This window comes from Roseovarius sp. PS-C2 (assembly GCF_018862045.1).
GTDB lineage: Bacteria > Pseudomonadota > Alphaproteobacteria > Rhodobacterales > Rhodobacteraceae > Roseovarius.
The window spans coordinates 1-25,337 of record NZ_JAHKSQ010000006.1 but is presented as its reverse complement, the minus strand read 5'-3'; the positions used below and the strand labels follow the sequence as shown (position 1 = coordinate 25,337).

Here is a 25,337-nt window from a genome sequence, read left to right as displayed (position 1 = left end):
TGATACCGCTTTGTAAACGCCGCTGCCGCCCCGCGTAGCGTCGCCCTTCCTGCTACCAGTCTTTCACTGCTCGTATTTCGCGGAACTCTCTTTAACCACACCCCACACAACGTCCGTGTACGCAGAGATCCAGTCGGTTTGCGGCACCCAAGTCTCTCCGTCCCACATTTCGATACGGGTCTTGCCCCCGCCGCCATGATCTTCGGCCGTCACCGTAACGGGGGCCATCAGCCCGTTCGCGTCATAGCCCTCAAGCGACTCCAGTCCGGCCTTGTAGGATGTCGGAGTGATCGGCAGCCCCTCGGCTTCCGCCGCCTTGCGCGCGGCTTCGAACATGATCGAATACATGGCCAGCCCGGTGTTGTAGAAAACGTCCTGCGTCTTCTCGATCGGGCCGGATCCCTCGCCCTTGTCATAAAGCTCGGCCATGATTTCCTGATACAGGGCAATATCCTGACCGCCCACGACATTGGTCCCGCGCTTGATACCTTTGGCGGCCTCTTTACCGATGTTGGCGATATCGACTTCGTTCAGCCAGTTGACCGAGATGTATTTGTCCATCGGAATGCGATTGCGCTTCATCTCTTTCGAGGCAACCACATGGGCACCGCCCAGCATCCAGACGATCACATGATCGGGCTTGTCGCGGCGCACCTTCGACCACACGCCGGCCTGGTCGCTGCCAGGCAGTGGCACGGGGTACAGTTCAAGCTCGAAACCCTCTTTCTCGGACAGGGTTTCCAGGATCTCGATCGGCTCCTGCCCGAAGGGATAATCGAAGTAAACAAACCCGACCTTCACATCTGACAGATCGCCGTCATGCAATTGCTTGATGTAGGCGACATCGTTGGCGGCCTGTCCCCAATAGGTCGGCCCGATCGGATAGACCCAATCGAAGACGGTGCCATCAACGGCATCGCCGCGCCCGACAAGAGACTGCATCAGGATACGCCCGTCTTCCATGGCCCGCGGCAGGATAGCCAGAGACACCGGAGTGGACAGGGTATCGAAAACAAAGACGCCCTCGCGGCTGAGTTTCGAGTAGCACTCGATTCCGCGCTGCGGTTCGTTCCCGTGGTCACGCACGATGACTTCGACCGGTTCGCCACCGATGCCGCCCTTCATGTTGATGAGCTTGGCAAGGTCCATCGCGGCCTGCGAAACCTGCGGCGTGGCAAAGGTATAGGCTTTGCTGAGGTCGTAGCAGATGCCGATCTTGAATGGCTCGGCCAGCGCCTGGGTGCTGAACACTGCTCCTCCGAACATGGATAGTACAGCCAACGCTTTGGTAAATTTCTTCATTTGTTCCTCCCTGAACAACTTCTGATTAGTACCTCAACTCAACCAACGTTTGCGTCGGCTGTAGTGCTTGACGTTGTGAAAGTCGGTCTCTCCGCCGCCTAGATAGAACTCCTGAATGTCGGAGTTAGATTTGAGCGCCTCGGCGGTGCCGTGCATAACAACGCGGCCGTTCTCGATAAGGTACCCTTGCGAAACGATTTCCAGAGCCGCCAGGGCGTTCTGTTCCACCAGCAGGACGGACAGGCCCTCATCCTTATTGATCTTTTGCAAGATGCCGAAGATCTCCTCGACCAGGAACGGAGCAAGCCCGAGACTTGGTTCATCAAGCATCAACAGCTTCGGCTGGGTCACGAGGGCCCGCCCAATGGCAAGCATCTGTTGCTCACCACCCGACAAATAGCCTGCTTGCGAACTTTTGCGTTCGGCAAGCCGCGGAAAATATCCGTAGATCTTGTCCTTTTCCGCATTCAGCGTTGATCGGGACATTCCGCGCGGCGCGGCGGCGGTCAGGTTCTCGTCGGGGGTCAGATGTTCGAAGACCCGCCGCCCTTCGATGACATGACAGATGCCCATCTCGACGCGTTCTTGCGCGAGCGCTTCGGTAATGTCCACTCCCTGGAACGTTATCTCACCTCGGCTGATGCGTCCGCGCTCAGCCTTCAAAAGACCGCTGATCGCTTTCAACGTGGTGCTTTTTCCCGCTCCGTTCGATCCCAAGAGTGCGATCATCTCGCCCTTTGGGACTTGGACCGAAACACCTTTGATCGCCAGTATTACATTGTCGTACAGTACTTCGACGCTGTTCATGGATAGAATGTTCTGGGCTTCAACTTTTTCTTGCATCGGCATTCCCCTATTTCTTGAACTGATCGAAGGGCCAGACCATCAGATAGTCTCTGATGTTGCCGTAGAGTTTTCCCAAACCGAGTGGTTCGATCAGAAGGATAATGACGATCAGTGCGCCATAGACTGCGTTCGGGATGTGAGCGAGTGTTTCAACATCGATCTGCATGCCAAGCCCGTCACTCAGCGTGACGACGAGACCGTTCACGATACCCGGAACAAGAAGGATCAGGGCAACACCGAAATAGGAACCGATAATGCTGCCAAGGCCGCCAACAATCACCATCGCAAGAACCTGGATCGAAACGGCAACCGAAAATTGCTCGGGTGCGGCGAGAAAGAAAAAGGTGGCAACAAGCAACGCACCGCTGACGCCTGCGATGAACGACGAAGTCGCGAACGCGAGGATTTTGTAGTAGAAACTGTTCACACCCAGGATCGCGGCCGCAAAGTCTTTTTCCCGGACAGCGACCAAGGCGCGACCGAGTCCAGTACGCTTGAGATTAAGCATGAAGATCGTCACCAACACACACCAGCCGAAGGCGACATAGTAGAAGCCAGTATCAGTGGTAATCTCTTGCCCGAGCAGAGCCAATGTCGGTGACTGGAGCGACGCGTGTGAACCCCCCGAGATCGCCGGAGAGTGGGTCAGAACCCAGTCCATCACGAATTGCATCGCAAGAGTGGTAAGGGCGAGATACAGTCCCTTGACCCGCAAAGCGGCAAAAGCAAACAGGCTGCCGATCACGGATGACGTCAATCCGCCGATGATCAGGGCGAATTCCCACGGCACCCCGAAACGCGCGGCATGGATCGACGAATACGCTCCGACGGCCATGACCGCAGCATAACCCAAGTGAAGTTGGCCTGCCCAACCTGTCACCAGATTCAATCCAAGCGCGGCGGCCGTCCAGATCAGCCAGGGAAGCATGTAGCTGTTCAGATAAAGCGACGGGATGATGAATGGCGCGGCAAGACCGATCAGAAAGATGAATGCTGTCAGATTTCTGTCGGCAGGCACCTTGAAGATACGGCTGTCCGAAACGTAGTTGGCGTGATGGACGCCGGAAAGTCTGTAAAACATCCCTTACACCCTTTCGATGTCGTGACGACCGAACAGCCCGTGCGGACGGATCATGACGGTAAGAATGAGCACGGCGGCGACGATAAGCTCACGGCTTCCGCCTCCGACAAGCGGATCGAGGAAATCAGAAACAACGTTTTCGACGACGCCCAGGATGATGCCTGCGATCACGGCGCCAAGGATACTGTCGAGACCACCGAGAACGGCAACTGTCAGACCTTTGAGAAGCAACAGCGACAGCGCCTGATCGACACCCTGAATCTCGCCCCAGATAACGCCCGCAGCGACGGCAACAACGGATGCCAGCGCCCAGGACAGGCCAACTCCGCGTTCAACCGAGATACCTACCGACCACGAAGCCATGTAATCATCCGCGATCGCCCGCAACTTGATCCCGGTCCGGGTTCGGAAAAACAGCATGAATGCGACAAACAAGGCGAGCGCAACACCGGCACCAACCAGATGGATGCGGCTGATGAAGATGTCGTCAAAAAACAGTGGATCATAGCTGACGCCCAATTCCATCGAACGTGACGTCCCGCCCCAAATCGCAAGCGTTGTACCCCGCAGGAAAATGTCGAGGCCGAGTGTCAGCATCAAGATCATGACAACCGGCCGACCTGCGAGACGGCGCAGAGCAACACGCTCAATGCCGAACCCAAGGCCGAACATGACAACCGCAGCCAGAGGGATGGCCAGCCACAAGGGTAAACCCACGTCGCGTGCCAGCGCCAGGACCACATAGGCCCCTACCATGGTCAACCCGCCCTGAGCCAGATTGGGCACCGAAGATGCCTTGTAAATCAGCACAAGGCCGATGGCGAATAGCGAGTACAGCAGACCCGTCAAGGCTCCGTTGATCGCAAGCTCTGATAGAAAGACCCAGTCCATTTATACCTCCCTGATGGGAAGGCTTCTTTCGACCTTCCCTACTTCCCCGGTCTCGTAAGTCACCTGCGCGCTTACATGGACCTCTTTTGAACCGTCGTAGAGCGCCGCGATCACGTCGGCATAGCGTTCCTGAACGACCTTCCTCCGCAGTTTTCGGGTTCGCGTGATTTCACCATCGTCCGGGTCGAATTCTTTCGGCAGACTTACAAAGCGTTGCAGGCGCAATGGTTCGGTGACGGCCTTGTTGACCCGTTGGAAGGCCTCGCGAAGCAACGTCGCGACCTCTTCACGCTGAGAAAGATCGGCATAAGACACATAGGGCACGCCGTTCACCTCTGCCCAGTGGCCAACGGCTTCGAAATCCACGCAGACCATAGCCGTCAATTCGTCAAGCCCGGCGCCAATCACGGCCGCATCCTTGATATACGGGCTGAATTTCAACCGGTTCTCGATGTAGTTTGGAACGTAACGTTCACCGTCGGCGGTGTGCATGACCTCGGATACACGCCCCAGAACAACCAGGTGTCCATCTTCCTCAAGATACCCGGCATCACCTGTATGCAGCCACCCGCCCTCAAGGGCTTCGGCGGTCGCTTCGGGTTTGTTGAAGTACCCTTCGAATACGCTGTCCGAGCGTACCAGGATCTCCCCGTCCTCGGCGATGGTCACCTCGACGCCGGGCGCGGGTTTGCCGACGGTATGAAGGCGCACTTCGCCCGGAGACTGAATTGCATTGATCGCGCTGTTTTCGGTTTGGCCGTAGAGTTGGCGCAATTTGATTCCCAAGGCTCGGTAGAAAACAAAGGTGTCTTCGCCGATTGCTTCACCGCCGGTGAACGCGTTCTTGAGTCGGCTCATCCCGAACTGGTCCTTGATCGGACCGAAAATGATTGCCTCGCCCAAAAGTCGGCCCAAAGGCTCCAATATACCACCGCTTTTTCCGTTCAGCTTGCGTGTCTCAGCTGCGATGGCCCGATCCATGAAAAAATGGTACAGCCATTTCTTTAAAGGGGTCGAATTTTCGATACCAACCTGGATTGTCGTCAGCATCTGGTCCCAGCTTCTCGGAGCCGCCAGATAGAAGGTCGGAGCGATCTCGCGCATGTCGCGCACGACCGTTTCCTGGCGCTCAGGCACATTCACGGTGAAACGCCAAAGGAGTGCCGCGGCAACGGTTATGGCGTAGTCTCCCACCCAGGCCATCGGCAGGTACGCGAGGATCTCCTCATTTTCGTCGAAGGCACCCGCCGCATGTCCATTCCGAGCAGCAGCAAGAACGTTCTTCTGACTCAGTACGATGCCCTTCGGCGCGCCCGTCGTTCCGGAGGAGTGCAGAAAAATGGCCGGATCTTCCGGCTTCGCACGACTAAGCAGTTCCTCACGCAGGCCCGGGGTTTCGTTCAGATCGTGCTGACCAATTTTGATCAGGTGATCCCAGGACGTCAGCCCTTCAACCTCGTAGAAACCAAGACCACGCGCTTCATCATAAATGATGTGGTCGATGCCCTCGGCGCCCGCGTCCTTCAGTTCCAGGATCTTGTCAACCTGTTCCTGATCTTCCGCAATGGCCGCAAAGATCTCGACTTCGCCAAGAAAGTGCCGTAGTTCCTCAAGAGTTGCGCCCGGATAAGCGGGCATGGCGTAAGCACCAAGCAACGAAACAGCCAGCATGCCACCATACAACCGCGCACGGTTATCGCCCAGAACAAGCACTGCTTTGCCAGGCTTCACGCCGATTTTTTCAAGTCCAGCCGCACAGGCCACCACCTCTTGGGCGTATTCCGCCCAGGTGGTTTCTTTCCATATCCCACGCTCTTTTTCGCGACGGGCAATATCTTTTCCGTGGAGCGAAGCGTTCTTCGCCAGAAGTGCACCAATCGTTTCGCCGCCTGAAGACCCGTTCTTCGTAAAATCAGTCATGCGACCCTCCGATATATGCCTCGATGACCCGCGGGTCCTTCACAACCTCCTTGGGGATGCCACTGGCGATCATTTCCCCGTAATTCAGGGCCAGCATCCGATCACAAATGCCGGTGATGACATCCATATGGTGTTCGATCAGCAGAACGCTGACGCCGCGTTCGGCACGGGCATCCAGAATGAAACGGGACATATACCCTTTCTCTTCCTGGTTCATGCCAGCCATCGGTTCATCGAGAATCAGCATCTGTGGTTCGGCCACCAATGCCCGCGCCAGCTCGACCCGTTTTTTCAACCCGATCGGAAGACCATCGACCAACTCATGCCGGATGCTCTCGAGTTGCAGAAACTCGATCACCTCCTCGACGATTTTACGGTTCTCGATTTCTTCACGCTGTGCTGCCCACCAATATAGCACCGTGCGCAAAACGCCTGGGCTCATGTGGATGTGCCGCCCGAGCAGGATGTTGTCCAGAACGCTCATCCCGTTGAACAGGGCAAGATTTTGGAACGTCCTCGCAACCCCAAGCTTGGCAACCTTGTGAGGCGCCGTACCCGTAATGTCGTTTCCTGCCAGCCGGACTTTGCCCTCGTTTGGCGGGTAAAATCCGGTAATTGCGTTTGTTAGCGTTGTCTTGCCGCTGCCGTTCGGGCCGACAAGTCCAAAGATTTCCCCTTGTCGAATAACGAGGTCAACACCGCTGACAGCGACGATGCCGCCGAACCGTCGTTCGACCCCGCTGCACTCCAGTATCGCCCTATCATCGGCTCCGATTGCTGTTTTAATCTTAGTCGTCATCTAGATATCATTGTCCCCCTAAGGTTCACGGCCAACATCAGGTAATCCGGAAGTAGTCCGGCCGCCCCGTTGGCCATGGATCCCCCCACAATTGCTGCCCACCGTCGATGTTCAGAACTTCACCGGTTACGAATTTCCCTGAATTCGCCGCCATATAGACAACCCCTTCAGCGACATCCCATTCGTCCCCGGCGTGCCGCATCGGGTTGGAGTCCTGAAATGTCGCAGAACCCTCCGGAGGGTAGTTCCCGAAACCGTTGCTTTCGCAGCAACCCGGCGCCACGCAGTTGACTCGGATATTGTGCGGGGCCCACTCCACCGCAACCGACTTGGACAGGTAAACTACCCCTGCCCGGGCCGCACAGGTATGAGCGATGCCGGGCATGCCGCGCCAGATATCGGCCACGATGTTGACGATGGAGCCCGATTGGTTGTTAGCAACCCAGTGGCGCGCCGTGGATTGCATCAACCACCACGTGCCGTTGAGGTTGGTGTCTATGACCGCATTCCAGCCCTTTGGACTAAACTCCAACGCGGCTTGCGGAAACTGACCCCCAGCATTGTTCACCAATACGTCAATCGCCCCGAACTCCTGATTCGTCTTGGCGACAAAATCCTCGACCTGCTCAGGCTCCCGGATGGTCATAGGCACAGCGAAAACTCCACCCCCGAACCTTTCGAGAAACTCCTTGGCCAAAGCCAGCTTCTCTTCGTTGCGTCCATTGATCGCCAGATTGGCTCCAAGCCTCGCGAACAGAGTCGCAATTGCCAGCCCCAATCCGCCTCCAGCGCCGGTCACCACAACGGTTTTACCGCTGAATAAATCGCTCGCGTAAACGGTTGCACGGTTCGACAGGTCCTCCATCGAAGACCCGAACTGCGTCTTAAGCATGACGCCTCCTCCCATTCCCCTTAAGGGGCAGTTGCCAGTAATCTAACGTGTGTTAGAAAATTGGTCAAGACACCTTTTCCCACCAGCCCCGCCCGTTATCTCCGATCAGTAAGACTTTGGAAGTCCAAGGGCTTTTTCTGCTATGAACGACAAAAGCATCTGCGGTGTCACCGGTACGATGCGGAACAGCAGAGCCTCCCGTACCAGTCGCTCCACGTGATATTCCTTGGCGTATCCGAATCCGCCAAACGTAATTTGCGCGGCTTCGGTCGCCTCGACCGCGGCGTCGGCGGCCAAAAGCTTGGCAGCGTTCGCCTCGACGCCGCAGGGCTCTCCCGCATCGTAAAGGGCAGCAGCGTGCATCACCATAAGATTGGCAGATTCCACCCGCGCCCAGGCTTTGGCGAGCGGATGCTGAACACCCTGATTTTGGCCGATCGGGCGGTCGAAAATCACACGTTCGTTTGCATAATGCGCCGCGCGCGCCAGTGCGTTGCGCGCAATACCTATGCATTCTCCGGCCACCAGGATGCGTTCGGGATTCAACCCGTGCAAAATTTGTCTAAAGCCTTTGCCCTCCTCCCCGATCAGGTCCTCAGCCGGAATTGGCAACCCATCGATGAAGACTTCGTTCGAATCGACAGCCTTGCGCCCCATCTTTTCGATTTCTCGCACATTAACGAAATTCCGGTCGAGATCGGTATAGAACAGGCTCAGCCCTTCGGTCGGGCTGCTCACATCTTCAAGCCGCGTTGTCCTGGCCAGAAGCAGCATCTTGTGGGCCACCTGCGCGGTAGAAATCCAGACCTTCTGCCCGTGCACGACATATCTGTCCCCCTGCCGCACCGCCATGGTCTTCAGCTTTGTGGTATCCAGCCCCGTCGTCGGTTCGGTCACGGCGAAACACGCCTTTTCGTCACCCGCGATCAGCGGGCCAAGCATGCGCGCACGCTGCTCGTCCGTCCCGAATTTCACCACCGGGTTTAGCCCGAATATGTTCATGTGGATGGCCGAGGCCCCGCTGGCGCCGGCGCCCGATTCGGCAATCGCCTGCATCATGATGGTCGCTTCGGTGATCCCCAAACCCGCACCGCCGACAGCTTCTGGCATGGCGATACCTAGCCAGCCGCCATCGGCCATTGCCCTGTGCAGATCATGGGGAAAACCACCGTTGCGATCCCGTTCCAACCAGTAATCATCGTCGAACTGCGCGGATATCCGCAGGATATGGTCGCGAATTTCCCTTTGCTCATCCGTCATCCGAAATGTCACGATGTGTCCTCCCTTTTATCCAGACCGACAAGCCCCGCGACGCTAAGAGCGTCGATCTGGTCATCGTCAAGACCAATGTCGCGCAGAATGGCGCGGGTGTCTGCGCCCGGTGGTCGTCCCAGCCAGCGCAGCGCGCCCGGCGTGGCGCTCAGATGCGGGATCGGGCCGACAACCTGCGTCGGCTCGCCTTCGACTGATACGATGTCGCCGCGATGGCGTATCTGCTCGTTCGTCGCAATCTCCTCGACGCTCAGTACCTTTGAAGCAACCGCGTCGTGACGGGCGAATTCGGCCTCCACTTCGGTTAGTGTGTGTTGGGTGACGAAATCATTGATGGCATCGAAAACCATGGACATGTGCTGCGACATCTCGGCAAGGGTCGCGAAGCGCGGGTCATCCGCCAGAGTGTCGCCGCCGACTGCGCGCAGCAGCCGTTGCGCGGTTTCCGCGCTTCCTGCGGAAACAGTCAGCCATACCCCGTCGGACGTGCGGAACATGCCCCCCGGGGCAAAATCCATCGGCTGACGCAATCCGTTGCGCCGAGGCGAATGGTTTGCGCCTGTTAGCGCCGGAACGGGATAGTCCATCAACCGAAGCAAAGCCTCGAACACAGCCAGATCAACGACCTGACCGCGTGCGGTTCCCTTCTCGCGGGCCAGAAGCGCGATCATGATGCCAAGTGCGCCCATCAACCCTGTCGTGCTGTCAGCCGCCGGAAATCCCGGGTGCATCGGCGGCCCGTCGGGGAAACCTGTCAGATGCGCAAGACCGCTCATCGCTTCAGCGGCTCGCCCAAAAGCCGGCACATCCCGCATCGGGCCGTCCTGGCCGTAGCCGGACACGCGCAGAATAATCAATTCCTGGTTCCACCCATGCAGGATGTCCGGACCGATACCCGCGCGCTCAAGCACGCCCGGTCGGAAATTCTCGACAAGGACGTCGGCACCTTCAACCAACTTGCGAAGAATGTCCCGGCCTTCGTCCGACTTCCAGTCGAGGCCCAGCGTCTTTTTGTTGCGGCCCAGCGTTTTCCACCAGACACCCACTCCGTCCTCGGCCTTGGGTCCAAGGTCACGCATCATGTCGGTTCGGTTCGGTGCCTCGATCTTGATGACATCGGCACCGAAGTCGGAAAGCAACGCAGCCGAAAGCGGCCCCGCAATCACATGACCGAGTTCGATGATTTTCAGGTGATTAAGTGGTCCAGTCATACGCTTTCATCGCTGATAACCTAACACATGTTAGATTATCAGCGATGAGGAAATCAATCCTAAACACGCGATACTGGAAATTGGACCGCTGCGTTCAGGCACTCCGCATCCATCCACGGGTCAAAGCAAGAAGGCGCGCGCGCCAAAGGACTGCGCGCGCCAACGGAACCTACAATTGTCAGGCCAGTCCTTGACGCGAAAATGGTAACTCGCGAACTGTCTTGCCGGTTGCCCTGCGGACTGCATTCGCCACGGCGGGACCAATTGGCGGTGTACCGGGCTCGCCTATGCCTGTCGGCGCCTCGGTTGATTGGACGATGTGAACGTCCACCCGTGGCATGTCGGCGATCCGAAACGGCGTGTAGTCGTAGAAATTCGACTGGTCCACCTCGCCTGCAGTCATCGTGATCTCTTCACGCAGGATCGCCGAGAGGCCGTAGCCCAGGCCACCTTCAATCTGCGCCTCGATGTTCGAGGGGTTTATCGGGACACCGCAATCGACACCACAGGTCACACGCTCGACCTTGACGGTGCCATCCTCGCGGATCCTAACATCCGCGATTTCGGCGACGTAGGAACCGAAGCTTTTGTGCACCGCGATGCCCCGTGTCAGGCCGGCCGGTATCGTACCGGCCTTTACGGCTGCCAGTTCCAGCACGCCACGCGCGCGCGGATCGGTGAGGTAGCGCAGACGGAATTCCACCGGATCGGCACCCGCCGCCTCCGCCAACTCATCCATGATCGTCTCGACGACATAAGCCGTGTGCGTATGCCCGACCGACCGCCACCAGAGCACGGGAACACCGACAAGCGGATGATGAACATCGACCGACCAGCCCGGAATGGTGTATGCCGAGTGCTGCCCAAGGCCCTCAACAGAAGACGCATCGACGCCGTTGTTCACCATGAACTGTTCGAACGCGGTTCCGATGGCGATACCCTGCCCCACCACGCGCTGTTTCCACGAAGTGATATTGCCCTCTGCATCAAGACCGGCACGCACACGGTGCATGTGCATCGGGCGATAATATCCGCCGCGCACATCGTCCTCGCGGGTCCAGACCAGCTTGATCGGGCGCGCCTGCCCATGGGTTTGCAGCCACGCTTGCGCAATCATCGCCGCCTCGGCCACATAGTGGCTGTCATAGATCGCGCGGCGCCCGAATGAGCCACCGCCCCAAAGGGTCTCGATTTTCACTGAACCGGGATCAATGCCAAGGACCTGAGCACCGATGTTCTGGTCTAGGGTCTGGATCTGCGATCCGGTCCAAAACGCCGCCTCGGTCCCGTCGAACAGAACGGTGACGTCTATCGGCTCCATCGGGGTATGCGCGAGATACGGGAAGAAGTAATCGGCTTCGACCACCTTCGCCTCTTCGGCCTCCGAGACTGCGGCGCTATGGAATGCGATGCCATCTTCATCCAGCAATGCGGTGTACTCTGCCCGCAAATCCTCTGTGCCCCGATTTTCAGCGTTCGAGAAATCCCATTCGGCAGCCAGAGCGTTACGCGCCTGAATGGCCTGCCACGTGGATTCAGCGATGACTGTGGCCCGATCCGGCAGGCGGATCACGTCGATCACGCCGGGCATTGCCCGCGCCTCGGCTTCATTCAGTCCGACCAACACGCCACCAAAGCGCGGGCTGCTCAGGCTAACAGCGTACATCAGCCCGTCCATCGCGACATCCATGCCGAACATGTGGGTGGCACCTTGGGTCTTGGGCGCAACATCCACCCGCGGAAAGGACTTGCCGATATACACCCACTGGTCGGGCGTTTTCAGCGTCACGCTGTCTGGCACGCCCTGCCTGGCAGCAGCGGTGGCCATGTCGCCCAGCGTAGCTGTGTTCGGGCCACCACTGATCTCACCTTTTGATATGGTGACGTCCGAAGGATCGACGCCCCAGGTCTCGGCTGCCGCGGCGACAAACATTGCGCGCGCCGTCGCCCCCGCCTCACGGTATTGCTGCCATGAGTTGGGCATCGCAGTCGATCCACCTGTGCCCTGCACACCCAGGAGCGTGTTGGCATAAAGACCCGTGTTGGCAGGTGCAAATTCTGTGGTGACCTGCGCCGCATCCGCATCAAGCTCGTCCGCAATCAGCGTTGCCAATCCCGTGGCGGTCCCTTGGCCCATGTCCAGATGTTTGACGATCACGACAACAGTGTTGTCCGGACGTATATGAACGAAAGGCGTGGCCAGACCGTCGGTACCAGCTTGTGCAGCTGCTGCGGTCGGCTGAAGCGCACCACCCAGAATAAGGCCACCCGCAGCGCCTGCGCTCAGTTTGAGAAAGCCGCGTCGCGTTGTACCCGCTGCTGGGACGGCCTGTGAGATAATCCTGTTCAGCATGTTAACCCTCCACAATTTCGGATGCGCGATGGATCGCTTTGCGGATCCGTGCATAGGTGGCACAGCGGCAAAGGTTTCCATCCATTGCCGCATCGATGTCTTCGTCGGTCGGGTTGGGCGTGTCCCGCAACAGCGCCGCCGCCGACAGGATTTGGCCTGACTGGCAATAGCCGCATTGCGGCACCTCCAACTCGACCCACGCCGCGCGGATCGCTTCGGTGGTCTCGTCCAGCGCGCCCTCGATCGTAGTCACGGTAGCGCCGTCGATGTCGCCCACATACGTCTGACAAGAGCGTACAGGCGCACCATCGACGTGCACCGTACAGGCCCCGCACGAGGCAACCCCGCAGCCGAATTTGGTGCCGGTCAAGCCCAGCTCATCGCGCAGCGCCCACAACAATGGTGTATCCGGACTTGCCGCGATCTCGCGCGGCTCACCGTTCAAGGTCAGTTTGATCATCGCTCACTTCTCCATTTTTCAGCTCAAGTCCGGTGCGGTGGACGCAAAGGTCTCATCCGCGCTTATTCTGTCCCACCACTCTTGCACGCCGTCGATCGACAGGATCGCCGGGCCATCTTCGGTCATGGTCGCATAGGCCATGAGCGGCCCAAGCAGATAATCGGCAAACCCGGGTGTATCCCCGGCGAGAAACGGCGCGTCGCCCCTATTCTCCATAACAAGGCTGACCAGCTTCTTGGCCTGATCAAGGCAGGATGTGCGCATTTCTTCATCCTTTCCACCAACGAAGTCGGGAAACAGATGGTAGGCCACGAACCCGATGATCGCACCGTAGCCGTAATTGCCGATCAACGCCGCGTTCTCGTCAGCTTTCGCACAAACCTTTGCGTCGGCAGGAAACATCGAAGGCTTCGGGTCGCGCGCTTCGAGGTATCGGACGATTGCATCGGTTTCACGCAGGCGCAGTCCGTCGATATCGAGAACAGGCACCTTACCGAAAGGGTGGCGCTCAAGATGCTCTGGTTCCTGCGGCTCGCCCTCCAAGACGTTGACAGGTACCTGATCGTAAGAAACGCCCTTGCTCGCCAATACGCAGCGCACGGTGCGCACATATGTTGAACCGTCGAAACCAAAGAGAGTTGTTTTTGTCATAGTATCCTCGTTGTTTTATTTGTGAGTTTGAGAGATATCGGCGTTCAGATACCCAGCAGATAGGGTGACAAGTTCGCGCAGTCTTTCAGAGCCCTGCCTCGAAGTGTCGGATGCACACTGACGTGGCGTTGGTCGGAGCGGTCACGGTTTCGCGTCCGCAATCCGTGATCTTGCGTGTGCCTCAGGAATTCACCATCTCCGTTCTACACGAGACATGCGACACCATAAGTGCATGGCAGCTTGACGATGCAGGTCCGAAGAAATTGTTTAATGTGCGCCGCATTGAATCTCATGTCGCTTTGCCGCCAACAACCTGCAAGGGAGCGCCGTCGGGTGCCCCCTTGCAGTGCCAAGTATTACATCCAGGTCGACGGGAGATAGCGATAGGCTTCACCATCCCGCAGAATACGGCCAAAACCCGGGAAGTGGATGTGGCTGCCCGCGACGAGCATCTTGTCGGCCGACACCATATCAAACACTCGGCGGCGGGATTCTGCGGCTTGAGCGGGATCAGAGTCGAAACCAAACCCGACATCCGGCAACGCCGTATGCACATCCGCCGAGTGCAGCGTGTCGGCAATCATCAGCAATTGGCGATCCCCGCCGTCTATCATTACAATAGAATGACCGGGCGAATGGCCGGGAGACAGCATCATCGACAGACCCGGAGCAGCATCGCCACCGTCGGCGATGCGGGTCACTCTTGTGCCATAGGCATTCAACACGGTTTGCGCCAGTTGGAACAGGCCTTTCGCATCGTCGGGGGCCTGCGCCATCATCGCCTCATCGGTCCAGAAACCCGCCTCGACGTCGCCAATCGCGAGTTCGGCGTTCTGGAACACCGCGTCACCACCACGGATCAACCCGCCAAGGTGATCGGGATGCGCATGCGTCAAAACCACCAGATCAACGTCATCCGACGCGACACCGGCTGCGGCCAGAGCAGGTGTTACCCCACCAAAGCCCGGCCCGAGCAGTTCTTGCTCGCCCATACCCGCATCGATCAGGATCGTGCGGTCGTCTGACTGCAGAAGGAACGCCGACACAGGCGCGGGCAAGGCATCTGGTCCGATGCCAACCTGCTGCATGACAGGGTCAATTTCGTCGCTGCCGAAGAAAAAACCACGCCCCAAAGGTGCGATCCCGTCGAGCAGAGCGGTGATGCGGTATTGTCCGAGCGGAGCAGAATAAAGCGCCGCCTCTTGCATCGCGCTATGCCCTGCGGCCAGCGCCGGAGTTGCAGCCCCTGCGAGAGCAGCGGTTGCAGGCAATGCGGCAGCACCTTTGAGCAGGTTGCGTCGGTTGATCTTGGTCACAGTAAGTCCTTTCGTGTTGGATTAATTCGTACCCGAAGTTTATGGTCGCAAATGTGGCTTTGCCGCATTGCATTTACGACTGATGTGGATACTTAGCGTGCATGGAAAAGAAATCCAACCTCAATGATCTGGCCTGCTTTCAGGTCTACACGCTGCATCATGCGTTTGGCCGCTATTATCAGGCGGCGTTTGCAGAAAGCGGCCTGACCTATGCAAAGTACATTATCTTGAAAGCTCTGGATACGCAGGCACCGATGTCCCTTTCTGAGCTCTCGCAACATGTAGGTGTTGAACCAAACACGGTCTCGCCTCTCGCCAAAAAAATGGCGACCTATGGCGTGATCGAGCGGGTGCGCGACGCTGAAGACGAACGCCGCATTGTTTTACGTCTCACGGAATATGGCTTCCAGGTCGTGAAAGCCGCCGATCAGGTTGTGGCGCAAAATTTCGCAGATCTCGGGATCTCGGATGATGATGCCAGTCAAGCCATTGCTCTGATATCACGCCTCCGTTCGGCGGTGGAAAAAGCCAGGCCGGTTCGGTTCGATTTGCCTCAAGCGCCTCCAAGAGCGCAAGACAGCCTGCTGGATTGAGGCGCTGCAGCAGGCATGGACGCAGCGTTTTCCCGGTTGATCCCATACTCACACCAGATGGTGTCAAGGGTAAAACCTGGACGACATACCGCCCCCTTTGCAGGGTACGAAAAGGATTGAAACAGATGGAACTGAACGCTGATTTTTCTCAGAAGGTCGTTGTGGACACCGATAGTCTCGAGTGGCAACCCTCGCCCATGAAGGGCGTGGACAGAAGGATGCTCGACCGGATCGGGGACGAGGTTGCCCGCGCCACAACCATCGTGCGCTATGCGCCCGGCAGCAAATTTTCAGCGCATAGCCACGGGGGCGGCGAAGAGTTCATCGTGCTCGATGGTGTCTTTCAGGATGAACATGGCGATTATCCTGCGGGGACTTATGTGCGTAATCCGCCAACGACCTCTCATACCCCGGGATCGGATGCGGGTTGCACGATTTTCGTCAAACTCTGGCAGTTCGACACGGATGACCGCACCCAGTTTCACAAAGATATGGAAGCAGAGCTTGGCGCGCCCGAAAATGGTGTGGCGACCGCTATCCTGCACCGCGATATGCGCGAGACAGTGACGTTCTCCAGTTTGGAGGCGGGCGCGACCATGACATTGGATGCAACAGGCGGCGCCGAGGTATTGGTCATCAGCGGGACCGCAACGGTGAATGGAGAAGCCCTGAGACAAAACGCTTGGCTGCGTCTGCCTGATGGCAGTGCCTTGACAGCCACAGCTGGGGCTGAGGGCGCAACGCTTTGGATGAAAACAGGGCATCTGCCCTATGCCAAAGCGCCGCAGGTTTGACGAAAACGGGCCGAACCACTGCGCACAGGGAAATCTGAACGATGCAAACGCAGACCCTTATCATCGGTGGCGGGCTTTCAGGTCTGGCGCTCGCCGCGCGGCTATCGGCCGAGGAGCAAGATTTTCTGCTTGTCGAAGCCCGCGAAAGATGGGGCGGACGTATCCTGAGCGAGCAGTGCAATGCGGGCGCCTTTGATCTTGGCCCCTCGTGGTTCTGGCCCGGCCAACCCCGTATCGCGGCGCTGATCGATCGTCTTGGGCTCACACGGTTTGAGCAGTTTTATCAAGGCGAACTTTTGTACGAAGACGAACGTGGCCATGTCCAGCGCGGGCGCGGCTTTGCGTCGATGCAAGGCTCATGGCGGTTGCAAGGCGGTCTCGCAGCCTTCATCGACAAGCTGTTGCTTGAAATTCCGTCAGACAAACGCATCTGCGCCACGCCAATCAACGCGCTGCGAAAAAAGAGCGATGGCGTCGCCGCCCAAACGGTCGCGGGTGCGCAGATCATGGCAAAAAAGGTCGTTCTGGCCTTGCCACCGCGCATTGCAGCGCAGTTTTCCTATAAGCCTGTGCTGCCCACAGACGCCCTGACTGCGATGGAGGGTATTGCGACCTGGATGGCAGGACAGGCCAAAGTCGTTACTGTGTTTGACCGCCCTTTCTGGCGTGATAATGGCCTGTCGGGCGATGCGATGAGCAGGGTTGGCCCGATGGTTGAATGTCACGATGCCAGCCCGTCTGAGGGTGGTCCCTATGCCATCTTCGGCTTCATCGGGATCCCGCCAGATTTGAGGCGCGACACCGCGGCCCTGCGCGAGCAGGTGCGCATGCAATTGGTGCGGCTCTTTGGCCCCGAAGCACAAAATCAAAAGCGTCTATACATCAAGGACTGGGCTGTAGACCCATTCACAGCGACTTATCTTGACCAGCGGACCGTTTATGCCCACCCCGATTATGGTTTGCCGCGCGCTTTGTCCGGTCTTTGGGACAATGCGCTCATCTTTGCCGGCACCGAAGTGGCCCCCACGTTTGGCGGCTTTCTTGAAGGCGCGCTTGAGGCGGCGGATCAAGCCTACACTGCTCTCACGACAGGCTAACTGCGGTAGGCGCGCCCGTGCGCCAGCCTGACTTTAGGCGGGTGCCGCAGCACCGGACGTAGCGCTGTCTTTCTTCGGCGGTCTGATCCGGAAAAACAGCGCATACAGCACGGGCACTGCGATCAAAGTCAGAATCGAAGCGAACGCGAGGCCGCCCATAATTGTCACCGCCATTGACGCAAAAAATGCATCCGGCAGCAGCGGGATCATGCCGAAAATCGTTGTCCCGGCGGCGAGAATAACGGGTCGCAAACGGCTAACAGATCCGTCAACAACCGCCTGATAGTCCGGCACCCCGTCGGCACGCTGAAGATCGATCTCTTCAACCAGAACAATCGCGTTCTTCATCAACATCCCCGACAGTGACAGGAACCCAAGCAATGCTGTGAAAGTGAAGGGCAAGCCCGTGAACAGCAGCCCCAAGACCATGCCCGTCACAGACATCGGGACGACGAGCCACAGGATCAGGGGTTGGCGGACCTTGTTAAACATCAATATCGAAATCGTCAGCATAACAAGGAAGCCCAATGGGAGCTGCTTGCCGAGACTTGCCTGCGCATCTCCGGCGCTTTCGAATTCGCCGCCCCACTCCATCATGTAACCCTCAGGCAGCGGAATGGCTTCGATATCCGACCGGACACTTCGGAAGGCTTCGTCCGCAGTCAGGTCGCTGCGAGAACCGCCAAGCGCAGTGATGGTGCGCTCCCGGTCCCGCCTGTGAACGAGCGCCTCGACAAGGCGTGTCTCGAAACGGTCCACGAGGTTAGCCATGGGAACGTAGGACCCTGCCCCGTCGGACCACACCGACAGGTCCTGAAGGCGGTCAATGCCGTCGCGTTCACGCTCAGGGAGGCGGAGATGGATCGGGATCACCTCGTCGTCCTCGCGCAACTCACCGACACGTAATCCAGACGTTCCGTAGCGGACGGTGTCCGCGATTGCTCCACGACTTGCGCCCGCCAGACGCATCCGTGACTCATTGACAATAGGTTCGACGAGGATCTCTCGCTGGCGCCAATTGGTGCGCGGATTGGTGATCGTCCCGGCATCCTCGTAGATCCGCATCGCGTCATCCGCGAGCTGACGCAGGATGACCGGATCGGGCCCGGAGAACCGGACCGCCACATCGGCACCGGCCGGCGGTCCGAACACGATCTCCTCGACACGGATCAGAGCGTGGGGGAATTCGGCGGGCAGATCCTGGTTCAGCCGGCTCGCGATGGCCGGGATCGCCTCGGCGTCCGCAACCCGGACGATAAGCTGCCCATAGCTGGGATCCGCCTGCTCTGGATTGTATGTCAGCATGAAACGGCTCGCACCACGCCCGACAAGCGTTGTCACATCCGTTACATTTTCTTCCGTCAGGAGCATCTGTTCGAGCCGCCTCATCTCGGCGTCGGTGACGTTGATGTCGGTGCCTTGCGGCATCTGGACCTCGACATAGAAGATCGGCGTGTTCGATGCGGGGAAAAAGGCCTGCTTGACCTGCCCGAAGGCCATCACGGACCAGACGGTAATGCCCACGATCACGAGGACGACAAGCACGCGGCTACGCAGGGCCATCCAGAGGAACCTGCGATATATCCCGTAGAACGCGCCCTTGTAGGGATCGTCGGAGACCTCTTTCGGCGCCCGCAGCAGCAGCTTGCCGAGATAGGGCGTGACCGAGACGGCGAGCGCCCAGCTCATCAGCAGCGAGATCGCGATCACCGCGAAGAGCGAGAACAGGAACTCGCCGGTTGCGTCGGGCGACAACCCGATGCCGGAAAAGGCCATGATCCCGATCACGGTCGCGCCGAGCAGCGGGATCGAGGTGGCGGTTTCCGTCTCGGCGGCGGCATCTTCGGCGGACTTGCCGCGCGCCATACCGATGACCATGCCCTCGGTAATCACGATGGCATTATCGACCAGCATCCCCATGGCGATAATCAGGGCACCGAGGCTGATCCGTTCCATCGCGATGCCAAAGACCGACATGAAGAACAACGTCGAAAAGACGGTCAGCCCGAGCGTCGCGCCCACCACAAGGCCCGCGCGCCAGCCCATGGTCAGCATCAGAGCGGCGATGACGATACCGACCGACTGTCCGAGACTGACGAGAAAGCTCGAAACCGCCTCGTCCACCACGACGTGCTGTTCGTAGATCGGAATGACCTCGACCCCCTCCGGCAGCCCGGCCTTGAGCCGCTCCAGCCGGGCCGACACCGCCTTGCCGACCTCGACCACGTTCCGGTCTGTCAGCGCCGACACGCCCAGGGTGAAGGCCGAAGCTCCGTTCTGACGAATGATCTGGCTGGGCTGTTCGGCTTCCTCACGTGTCACATGGGCGATATCGTAGACCGCCACCTGCCCGACCTGTCCCGGCACGCCGAGCCGAAGCTCCTCGATCCCTTCGGGGCTGACATAGCCCGCCGGAACCGACAGGCTGATCCGGGCCGGGCCCTCGGTAATCTCTCCGTTGGAAAAGACCTGATTTTCGTCGGCCAGAACGCCCAGAATTTGGGTCGGGGGAAGCCCCAACTCCGTCAGGCGCGAAGACGGGATCGAGATATTGATCACTTCTTCGGTAAGACCCTGAACCTCAACCTTGGCGACACCATCTACAGTCACCAGTCCCAGTCGCAACGTGGTCGCCAGATCACGCTGTTCTATCGGGCTCAGCCCTTCGGTCGTCACCGCATAGAACATGCCATAGACGTCACCGAAATCGTCATTGATGATGGGCGGGCGCACCCCTGCGGGCAGGTCCCCCGAGACGTCGCTGATGCGGCGGCGCATCTCGTCCCACACCTGGGGGATCTCGTCCGCCCCGTAGGTCTGCTCAATCTCGACAGTGATCTGCGCCATGCCGGGCATGGACTTTGATTCGACCCGGTCGAGTTGCTTCATCTGCTGCAATGCGTTTTCGACGACGTCGGCAACCTCCTCCTCGACCTCTACGGCTGTGGCACCCGGGTAAGGCACGAAAACAAGCGCGGTCTTGAGGGTAAAGCTGGGGTCTTCGAGGCGACCAACGGTGTTCAACCCCCAATAACCGCCGACAAAGCAGAAGATGATGACCAGCCAAGCTGCCACCGGACGTTTAATAGTCGCACGAGAGATACTGAGTGCCATGGGTCTTAATGCGTCCTATGAAATGGGATCAGAGACCCGAAGCTACGACTGTTTGATTGTCTCTAAGCCGCCACCAACCGCCGGAAACGACCAGTTCGTCGCCTTCGAGACCTTCCAGAACGACAATTTCGTCATCGACCGGAAGTCCCAGCCGGACCGTCCTCCGCGCGACCTGGTTGGACGCTTCCTGGTAAACCCAGATGGATGGCTCGGTCCGGCTCGTCGTGTCCACTGCCGAAACCGGAACGATGACCGATTGCGGCCGATCTTCTTCGGCTGAACTGGAAATGCGCACCTCCGCCGTCATTCCGGGCAGCAGGCGCGGATCAATATCATCCGTGATTGCGAATTCGACGTCGTAGGTCTGCGCCGTAGGGTCTGCATCGGTCGCAAAAGAACGAAGGACGAGCGGCGCGGTATAGCCCGGCACTGCGGGAAAACTCGCAACGATGTCGAAAGCGTCGAGCGCCGAACGCGCAAGCGCGGCAAGTTCCTCCGGCAGCGAAATCATGATCCGCATCTCACTGACATCCTGCAAGCGGGCGATCGGCGCGGCTGAGGTAACGTTGATGTATTCCTCAACGAAAGTACGCGCCACGATCGCGTCGAATGGCGCTACGATCCTTGTCTGGGACAGGCGCCGTTTGGCCTCGCGAAGTGCTACGTCCGCCTGGGCGAATTGGGCGCGCGCGGTATCTAGGCGCGCATCGGCTGCGACCCCCCGCTCGGCGAGACTTCTCGCGCGCTCAAACTCGGATTTCGCAAGGTCAAAGGAGGCCTGAGCCCGGTCTACGGCAAGGTCGAAATCGGCTTGATCGAGTTCCGCAATCACGTCGCCCTCGTCAATTTTGTCGCCCGGCTCGACGTAAAGCGAGATGATCTGCCCCGGCACCTGAAACGCGATGTCCACTGTGCGGGCGGGTTCGACACGACCGGCAACCGCGCGGGATTGATTGATGACGCGGCTGAGCGCACGGGTCACTTCGACCGTGACCGGTCGATTATATTGCGGTGCTTCGGGCGCGTCGGCATCGGATTCGCCGCCATACATTTCCGTTTGGGCAAATACATCGGTCACGGCCACCGGAAGGAACGGCACAACCAAGGCCGCCGTAGTCACCAGCACAATGACTGAAGCGATCCGCTTCCAATTTCGGCTCTTACTATTCGAGTTCATCGATTATTGTCCTTAGCCGTTCGATGACGCCTTCTCTAATATCCGCGCCGCCATCCGGAAGGTTCAGAAGCATTTGGAACCGCAGCCCCTGGATCGCCAGGACCGCAATCATGGCATCCGGAGAGCGCTTCGCATCGGACAGGATACGCTCAAGGTCACAAGTCAGTTCAGTCCGCAGCGGATCGAGCAGCCGCGGATCCGATGCAGAAGCCGCGAGTATCGCCATTGACAGATCATCATCCAAGTCTTGCGATTGCAGGACTGTTTCGAGATGCCCACGCAGAGTGCGCGATGGGTACCGCTCCGGGACTTTTTCGAGGAGTTGCCGGTGCGCGACAAGCATCTGATCCAACAGGCCGGAAAGCAAAGCCTTCTTCGTCGAAAAGTTGTAGAGCACGCCGCCTTTGCTGAGGCCCGCCTCCTTTGCGACCGCCTCGATCGTTATCTTTCCAGCGCCCTCACGCGCGGCGAGCGCGCGCGCCGCCTCGAGAATTTTCAGAGACGCGTTTCTTGGTTCCACCGAGTGCTTCCGCATCGTCACCTCTGTACCGTCCGGTCGGTTAAGTTCAGGCGACGGGTAGACTGCATAGGCACCTGCGTCAACCGCCCTCTTGGAATGCTCCACCGCATCGATCGGCTGGTCGACGGCTAACATTCGCGGCATGATGACGCCGGAAACAGACAGATGGATAAACTGACTTGCGGCGCTTTGAGCGTCGTGCACTTTCAATGACCCCGCCTCATGGAGGCCTTGAAGGACTTGCCCGACAATTCTGGTGGCCCGTCTGGGACCCGCTTCCATATATATTTCGCCCGCCTCGGGCAGTACCGCAACCGCGCCGATGCAAGCACGCAAAAGGCGAATGTAGTCATTATCCATGACCAGCCCGATCATGCGTCGCGAGAGTTCTTCCAGAACAACTCGCGGTTCGTCGCCGCTTGAAAGCGGCCGGGAAATCTCGGCCGAAAGCCTGTCACATTCAGCCTGCACAACGCTCAGAAAGAGCATGTTTTTGCTGGGGAAGTGAGCGTAAAGCGTCGCCTTAGACACCTTGGATTCCTCGGCAATCACATCGACGTTGGCTCCTTCGAAGCCACACCTCAGAAAGACCACCTTGGCTCCGCTCAGCACATCGGCAATTTTACTTTGCCTCATGCCAATCACCTGATGCCAAACCGTGATATCGAACGCGTTGTGTCACATGTCTTGCCTTCCTCAAAGCTTGCGCGCTCGCGCATTTGTCGAGTTGGCACATTCAAACAGCCCTCAATTCATCGTCTGCAAAGACACCCTCATCCTTCCATCGTTCCGCGATATGTCCCAGTGTGTCCAGAACGCCTCGCAGGTCGTTGCCACGCGGCGTCAAGCCATAGGTGACCGCGGGCGGAATTGTCTCCGCCTGTTCGCGCCAGATGACTCCGGCGCTCTGAAGCATCCGCAGGCGTTCGGTCAGCATGCGGGTCGATATTCCGGGCACGGCACGTTTCAGCGCACCGAATCTTTGCGGCCCCTGATCGCTCAGGACCCAGATGATATAGGTCGTCCACGGCCCCATGAGCAGACGCAGGATCGAATCCATCGGGCACTGAGGTGGGGTCTTGGGCATAGGCATCCACGCTTCTGAAGACTGGTTACTTTTCCGTACCTACTTTAATATGCACCATTGATCAAATATTCCGTAGTGGTCAAACGGCACCCGGAGGTGTCCTGCAAACCCAGAGGGACAGACAGACATGACCCGCATGCCAACTCTTTTCATTCCTCATGGGGGCGGCCCGTGCTTTTTCATGGAATGCGATCCACCTGATACCTGGGATAAGCACCGCGAGTTTCTGGAGACCTTGCCCGCCAACCTGCCGACGAAGCCGAAAGCGCTGCTGGTGATCTCGGGTCACTGGGAGGAACGTGAGTTTCCCGTCCAGTCCAATCCCGCACCGGCCTTCCTGTTTGACTACAACGGCTTTCCGCCACATACATATCAGCTAACCTGGCCGGCAAGCCACCGGCGCTGGTGTATTGGCAGAGAAATGATATCAACCAACCCGATCAGCAGGGGCAGAGAGTAGCTTAGTCCGGTCTGAACAACTCTCAGCGTGTTGATTTCGTTTCCTAAACGGCGTTTTGGGATGTCGTAGAACTGCAGGATTTGGTATGTTTTGGCTCAGAACCCTGCAATTTCGGATCGAGCGATGAAGCCCAAATCCCGCGCCCCGGAACAGGACGATCTCTTGCGTCCACGGCTGACCGACATGATCGATATGCGCCATGAGTTGGTGAAGCTGGCGGCGCTGATCGACTGGGAGTTCTTCGAGGCGGAGTGGGCCGGGTTCTTCCCGTCGCACACCGGGCGCCCGGCGACGTCACCGCGGCTAGTGGCGGGGCTGCTCTACCTGCAGCACACCTACCGGCTGTCGGACGAGGCCGTGGTCGCGCGCTGGGTGGAGAACCCGTATTACCAGCACTTTTGTGGCGAGACGTTCTTTCAGCACCGCTTCCCGCTCGATCCCTCGTCACTGACGCGCTGGCGCAAGCGGATCGGCGAGGAGGGCGTCGAGTGGCTTCTGACCAAGACGATCGAAGCAGGACGGGCGTCAGGGGTGATCTTGGAGCGGAGCGTCGAAGCGGTGATCGTGGACACCACGGTGATGGAGAAGGCGATCGCGCACCCGACGGATGCACGGCTCTACGAGAAGGCGCGCCGGCGCTTGGTGACGCTGGCACGGGCGGCGGACCTGCCGCTGCGCCAGAGCTACGCTCGGCTCGCGCCCCGGCTATCGGGCCAGATCGGACGCTATGCCCATGCCCGGCAGTTCAAGCGGATGCGCAAGGCTCTGCGGCGACTGAAGGGCTATACCGGCCGGGTCATGCGAGACATCCAGCGTCAGCTAGGCGACATCGCCGACGACAGCCTCCGGCAGCGGGTCGAGGCGGAGATTGCCCTCGTGGACCGGCTGCTGCGGCAAAAGCCGAAGGACAAGCGCAAGCTCTACGCCCTGCACGAACCGGCGGTCGACTGCATCTCGAAGGGCAAGGCGCGGGTGCGTTACGAGTTCGGGACCAAGGTGTCTGTGGCGACGACCCACAAGGAAGGCTTCGTCGTCGGCATGCGGTCGATGCCGGGCAATCCCTACGACGGTCACACGCTGCGTGAGGCGCTGGAGCAGGTGGAGATCCTGACCGACACCCGGCCGAAGCGGGCCTTCGTGGATCGCGGCTACCGCGGTCACGGCGTGACGGCCACGGCGGTTTACATCGCCGGGCAAAAGCGCGGGATGACACCGGCGCTCAGGCGCGACCTGCGCCGGCGCAGCGCGATCGAGCCGGCGATTGGACACATGAAGACCGACGGTCGCCTCGCCCGCTGCGTCCTCAAGGGCACGCTGGGCGACGCGCTCCATGCTGTCCTGTGCGGCTGCGGCCACAACATCCGGATGATCCTGGCCCACCTCAGGGCGCTTTGGGCCGAAATCGTCGCAGCGATCTACGCCATGTTCGGGACAAAACGCGCCCCAATCGCCGCTCAAACCGGCCTCAGGTCGCTCACAGCGTGATATTCAGCGCCGACTA

Annotated in this window: 22 protein-coding genes; 5 read left to right on the top strand and 17 right to left on the bottom strand. The window is 58.9% G+C overall.

Annotation, left to right across the window (positions count from 1 at the left end; genetic code table 11):
• Positions 1-63 precede the first annotated feature (63 nt).
• From KPG71_RS12330 to KPG71_RS12270, 13 genes are all read right to left on the bottom strand, one after another.
• On the bottom strand, positions 64-1,302 hold the full coding sequence (locus KPG71_RS12330; RefSeq protein ID WP_027238720.1) for an ABC transporter substrate-binding protein: 1,239 nt from the start codon (positions 1,300-1,302) through the stop codon (positions 64-66).
• Positions 1,303-1,335: 33 nt separating this feature from the next.
• Positions 1,336-2,145 (bottom strand): ABC transporter ATP-binding protein, encoded by an 810-nt coding sequence (locus tag KPG71_RS12325; RefSeq protein WP_050685932.1) that lies wholly within the window; start codon positions 2,143-2,145, stop codon positions 1,336-1,338.
• 10 nt (positions 2,146-2,155) lie between these two features.
• Positions 2,156-3,229, bottom strand: a complete 1,074-nt coding sequence (locus KPG71_RS12320; protein ID WP_028095207.1) for a branched-chain amino acid ABC transporter permease — start codon at positions 3,227-3,229, stop codon at positions 2,156-2,158.
• Between the two features lie 3 nt (positions 3,230-3,232).
• On the bottom strand, positions 3,233-4,120 hold the full coding sequence (locus tag KPG71_RS12315; RefSeq protein ID WP_050685832.1) for a branched-chain amino acid ABC transporter permease: 888 nt from the start codon (positions 4,118-4,120) through the stop codon (positions 3,233-3,235).
• Positions 4,121-6,040 carry a long-chain fatty acid--CoA ligase gene (locus tag KPG71_RS12310; protein ID WP_168610335.1) on the bottom strand — a complete coding sequence of 640 codons (1,920 nt, stop codon included), beginning with the start codon at positions 6,038-6,040 and terminating at the stop codon, positions 4,121-4,123.
• Entirely contained in the window at positions 6,033-6,839 is an 807-nt protein-coding gene (locus KPG71_RS12305) for an ABC transporter ATP-binding protein (RefSeq protein WP_168610334.1), read from the bottom strand. Before KPG71_RS12305 ends, KPG71_RS12310 begins: the two co-directional genes overlap by 8 nt.
• A gap of 37 nt (positions 6,840-6,876) precedes the next feature.
• The gene (locus KPG71_RS12300) at positions 6,877-7,731 is read right to left on the bottom strand and encodes an SDR family oxidoreductase (RefSeq protein WP_017467537.1); all 855 of its coding nucleotides are present in this window, start codon (positions 7,729-7,731) and stop codon (positions 6,877-6,879) included.
• 105 nt (positions 7,732-7,836) lie between these two features.
• Positions 7,837-8,991, bottom strand: coding sequence for an acyl-CoA dehydrogenase family protein (locus KPG71_RS12295; protein WP_168610337.1), 1,155 nt, complete (start codon positions 8,989-8,991; stop codon positions 7,837-7,839).
• Between the two features lie 8 nt (positions 8,992-8,999).
• Positions 9,000-10,214: a CaiB/BaiF CoA-transferase family protein gene (locus tag KPG71_RS12290; RefSeq protein WP_168610333.1), complete on the bottom strand. Its 1,215-nt coding sequence runs from the start codon at positions 10,212-10,214 to the stop codon at positions 9,000-9,002.
• A gap of 178 nt (positions 10,215-10,392) precedes the next feature.
• Positions 10,393-12,567: a xanthine dehydrogenase family protein molybdopterin-binding subunit gene (locus tag KPG71_RS12285; protein WP_216338374.1), complete on the bottom strand. Its 2,175-nt coding sequence runs from the start codon at positions 12,565-12,567 to the stop codon at positions 10,393-10,395.
• Between the two features lies 1 nt (position 12,568).
• Positions 12,569-13,027, bottom strand: coding sequence for a (2Fe-2S)-binding protein (locus KPG71_RS12280; RefSeq protein WP_017469494.1), 459 nt, complete (start codon positions 13,025-13,027; stop codon positions 12,569-12,571).
• An 18-nt stretch (positions 13,028-13,045) separates the two neighbouring features.
• Complete coding sequence (locus KPG71_RS12275; RefSeq protein ID WP_216338373.1) at positions 13,046-13,678, bottom strand: glutathione S-transferase family protein; 633 nt, start codon at positions 13,676-13,678, stop codon at positions 13,046-13,048.
• Between the two features lie 356 nt (positions 13,679-14,034).
• Positions 14,035-14,994: an MBL fold metallo-hydrolase gene (locus tag KPG71_RS12270; RefSeq protein ID WP_017467556.1), complete on the bottom strand. Its 960-nt coding sequence runs from the start codon at positions 14,992-14,994 to the stop codon at positions 14,035-14,037.
• 101 nt (positions 14,995-15,095) lie between these two features.
• Between KPG71_RS12270 and KPG71_RS12265 the strand changes: the two genes are divergently transcribed.
• The 3 genes from KPG71_RS12265 to KPG71_RS12255 all read left to right on the top strand — a co-directional run bounded on the left by KPG71_RS12265 (position 15,096) and on the right by KPG71_RS12255 (position 17,478).
• Positions 15,096-15,587 carry a MarR family winged helix-turn-helix transcriptional regulator gene (locus tag KPG71_RS12265; RefSeq protein WP_017467557.1) on the top strand — a complete coding sequence of 164 codons (492 nt, stop codon included), beginning with the start codon at positions 15,096-15,098 and terminating at the stop codon, positions 15,585-15,587.
• Between the two features lie 125 nt (positions 15,588-15,712).
• On the top strand, positions 15,713-16,381 hold the full coding sequence (locus KPG71_RS12260; protein WP_216338372.1) for a cupin domain-containing protein: 669 nt from the start codon (positions 15,713-15,715) through the stop codon (positions 16,379-16,381).
• 41 nt (positions 16,382-16,422) lie between these two features.
• A complete protein-coding gene (locus tag KPG71_RS12255) occupies positions 16,423-17,478 on the top strand; it encodes an FAD-dependent oxidoreductase (protein ID WP_114865609.1) in 1,056 nt (351 codons plus the stop codon).
• 33 nt (positions 17,479-17,511) lie between these two features.
• Here KPG71_RS12255 and KPG71_RS12250 read toward each other — a convergent pair whose 3' ends face one another.
• The 4 genes from KPG71_RS12250 to KPG71_RS12230 all read right to left on the bottom strand — a co-directional run bounded on the left by KPG71_RS12250 (position 17,512) and on the right by KPG71_RS12230 (position 23,349).
• The gene (locus KPG71_RS12250; RefSeq protein ID WP_216338371.1) at positions 17,512-20,592 is read right to left on the bottom strand and encodes an efflux RND transporter permease subunit; all 3,081 of its coding nucleotides are present in this window, start codon (positions 20,590-20,592) and stop codon (positions 17,512-17,514) included.
• 28 nt (positions 20,593-20,620) lie between these two features.
• Positions 20,621-21,769: an efflux RND transporter periplasmic adaptor subunit gene (locus KPG71_RS12245; protein ID WP_017467648.1), complete on the bottom strand. Its 1,149-nt coding sequence runs from the start codon at positions 21,767-21,769 to the stop codon at positions 20,621-20,623.
• A complete protein-coding gene (locus tag KPG71_RS19640) occupies positions 21,756-22,925 on the bottom strand; it encodes a TetR family transcriptional regulator (protein WP_253196239.1) in 1,170 nt (389 codons plus the stop codon). Before KPG71_RS19640 ends, KPG71_RS12245 begins: the two co-directional genes overlap by 14 nt.
• Before the next feature lie 100 nt (positions 22,926-23,025).
• Complete coding sequence (locus KPG71_RS12230) at positions 23,026-23,349, bottom strand: helix-turn-helix domain-containing protein (protein WP_017468888.1); 324 nt, start codon at positions 23,347-23,349, stop codon at positions 23,026-23,028.
• Between the two features lie 154 nt (positions 23,350-23,503).
• Here KPG71_RS12230 and KPG71_RS12225 point away from each other — a divergent pair, with 154 nt between their 5' ends.
• The gene (locus tag KPG71_RS12225; protein ID WP_210402503.1) at positions 23,504-23,836 is read left to right on the top strand and encodes a dioxygenase; all 333 of its coding nucleotides are present in this window, start codon (positions 23,504-23,506) and stop codon (positions 23,834-23,836) included.
• Positions 23,837-23,959: 123 nt separating this feature from the next.
• The gene (locus KPG71_RS12220; protein ID WP_216338370.1) at positions 23,960-25,321 is read left to right on the top strand and encodes an IS5 family transposase; all 1,362 of its coding nucleotides are present in this window, start codon (positions 23,960-23,962) and stop codon (positions 25,319-25,321) included.
• Positions 25,322-25,337 lie beyond the last annotated feature (16 nt).

Excerpts from the sequence above, each read along its gene's own strand:
- KPG71_RS12330 (WP_027238720.1), bottom strand. The coding sequence starts at position 1,302 with ATGAAGAAATTTACCAAAGCGTTGGCTGTACTATCCATGTTCGGAGGA.
- KPG71_RS12325 (WP_050685932.1), bottom strand. The coding sequence starts at position 2,145 with ATGCAAGAAAAAGTTGAAGCCCAGAACATTCTATCCATGAACAGCGTC.
- KPG71_RS12320 (WP_028095207.1), bottom strand. The coding sequence starts at position 3,229 with ATGTTTTACAGACTTTCCGGCGTCCATCACGCCAACTACGTTTCGGAC.
- KPG71_RS12315 (WP_050685832.1), bottom strand. The coding sequence starts at position 4,120 with ATGGACTGGGTCTTTCTATCAGAGCTTGCGATCAACGGAGCCTTGACG.
- KPG71_RS12310 (WP_168610335.1), bottom strand. The coding sequence starts at position 6,040 with ATGACTGATTTTACGAAGAACGGGTCTTCAGGCGGCGAAACGATTGGT.
- KPG71_RS12305 (WP_168610334.1), bottom strand. The coding sequence starts at position 6,839 with ATGACGACTAAGATTAAAACAGCAATCGGAGCCGATGATAGGGCGATA.
- KPG71_RS12300 (WP_017467537.1), bottom strand. The coding sequence starts at position 7,731 with ATGCTTAAGACGCAGTTCGGGTCTTCGATGGAGGACCTGTCGAACCGT.
- KPG71_RS12295 (WP_168610337.1), bottom strand. The coding sequence starts at position 8,991 with ATGACGGATGAGCAAAGGGAAATTCGCGACCATATCCTGCGGATATCC.
- KPG71_RS12290 (WP_168610333.1), bottom strand. The coding sequence starts at position 10,214 with ATGACTGGACCACTTAATCACCTGAAAATCATCGAACTCGGTCATGTG.
- KPG71_RS12285 (WP_216338374.1), bottom strand. The coding sequence starts at position 12,567 with ATGCTGAACAGGATTATCTCACAGGCCGTCCCAGCAGCGGGTACAACG.
- KPG71_RS12280 (WP_017469494.1), bottom strand. The coding sequence starts at position 13,027 with ATGATCAAACTGACCTTGAACGGTGAGCCGCGCGAGATCGCGGCAAGT.
- KPG71_RS12275 (WP_216338373.1), bottom strand. The coding sequence starts at position 13,678 with ATGACAAAAACAACTCTCTTTGGTTTCGACGGTTCAACATATGTGCGC.
- KPG71_RS12265 (WP_017467557.1), top strand. The coding sequence starts at position 15,096 with ATGGAAAAGAAATCCAACCTCAATGATCTGGCCTGCTTTCAGGTCTAC.
- KPG71_RS12260 (WP_216338372.1), top strand. The coding sequence starts at position 15,713 with ATGGAACTGAACGCTGATTTTTCTCAGAAGGTCGTTGTGGACACCGAT.
- KPG71_RS12255 (WP_114865609.1), top strand. The coding sequence starts at position 16,423 with ATGCAAACGCAGACCCTTATCATCGGTGGCGGGCTTTCAGGTCTGGCG.
- KPG71_RS12250 (WP_216338371.1), bottom strand. The coding sequence starts at position 20,592 with ATGGCACTCAGTATCTCTCGTGCGACTATTAAACGTCCGGTGGCAGCT.
- KPG71_RS12245 (WP_017467648.1), bottom strand. The coding sequence starts at position 21,769 with ATGAACTCGAATAGTAAGAGCCGAAATTGGAAGCGGATCGCTTCAGTC.
- KPG71_RS19640 (WP_253196239.1), bottom strand. The coding sequence starts at position 22,925 with ATGAGGCAAAGTAAAATTGCCGATGTGCTGAGCGGAGCCAAGGTGGTC.
- KPG71_RS12230 (WP_017468888.1), bottom strand. The coding sequence starts at position 23,349 with ATGGATTCGATCCTGCGTCTGCTCATGGGGCCGTGGACGACCTATATC.
- KPG71_RS12225 (WP_210402503.1), top strand. The coding sequence starts at position 23,504 with ATGACCCGCATGCCAACTCTTTTCATTCCTCATGGGGGCGGCCCGTGC.
- KPG71_RS12220 (WP_216338370.1), top strand. The coding sequence starts at position 23,960 with ATGAAGCCCAAATCCCGCGCCCCGGAACAGGACGATCTCTTGCGTCCA.